The 1,096-nt window shown below is 68.8% G+C and carries 2 protein-coding genes; both read right to left on the bottom strand.

Annotated features, from left to right (window positions below; all coding sequences use genetic code 11):
- A partial coding sequence (locus tag AC04L7_RS19325; protein WP_475513792.1) for a metal-dependent hydrolase occupies window positions 1–632 on the bottom strand: 632 nt, incomplete at its 3' end.
- Window positions 633–693: 61 nt separating this feature from the next.
- Window positions 694–1,096, bottom strand: a 403-nt coding sequence (locus tag AC04L7_RS19330; protein WP_475513793.1) for a UDP-2,3-diacylglucosamine diphosphatase, incomplete at its 5' end; no start/stop codon positions are given.

Consider the following 1,096-nt stretch of genomic DNA (forward strand, 5'->3'; position numbering starts at 1 on the left):
GTATTGAAGGGCATCGGCACCGAGAAGTAAGGCGCATCGCCGAGACCCATCGACGCCAGCGTGCGCTCCGCGTCGCGATCCACGTTGGACTTCGCGACCAGCGACCACCCCAGGTAAGCGGTGCTCAGCACCAGGCCGGCCACCAGTACCCGTTGCGCGGCGACCCGCTCGCGCAGGCACCACGCCGCGACGCACGCCACCAGCAGCCAGACCGTATACAGCGGGTCGATGATGAACACGCTGGACCACATCGCCGGCGGCGGCGTGAGCGGCCACCACAGTTGTGTGCCGTAGACGGTGAAGGCGTCGAGCAAGGGATGGGTGACCAATGCCAGCTGGATCGCCCAGAACCAACGCGCGGGCGCTGCGGCGACCCGTCCGCGGCCATAGCGTCTGAACAGCCACCAGATCAGCCACCCCACCAGCGGCAACACGAACAGCGAATGGCTGAAGCTGCGGTGCACGGTCATCAGCGTGACCGGGTTGTCGGAGAAGAGGGCGATCGGCAGGCTGTCGAGGTCGGGCAGCGTGCCCAGGGCCGCGCCGGCGAGCAGGGCGGCCCGGCGATGCCCTGCAGGGGCGATGGCGGCGGCGACGGCGCCACCCAGAACGATCTGGCTGAGGGAATCCATGGCGTGATTGTAGGAGCGCGCCACGCCGGCGACCATCACCTCGCCTGCACGGCGACACCGCTCACGCGGCGCGTTGCGAGTCCTGCGGCACCAGCCGCAACCGCGGCGCCACCTCGTGCAGCACCTTGCCGGTATGCGACAGCAGGCACAGCGTGCCGTCGGCCTCCTCGCTCAGCGCSGTGAGGCTYTCGACCCAGTCGCCGTCGTTGGCGTAGAGCAGTCCATCGCGCTGGAGCAGCGAGGCGCGGTGGATGTGGCCACAGACGATGCCATCCAGCCCGCGCCGACGCGCGTCGTCGAGTCCCGCCTGCACGAAACGGGCGATGTAGCGTTCGGCGGCGTCGCTCTGCCGCTTCAGGTATTCCGCCAGCGACCAGTAGCGCAGGCCGAAGCGGCGGCGCAACTGGTTGGTCAACCGGTTGCCGGTGAGGATGCGGTAGTACAGCCAGTCGCCGAACTTTTCC

It is taken from the genome of Pseudoxanthomonas sp. LjRoot204_2 (assembly GCF_056175765.1).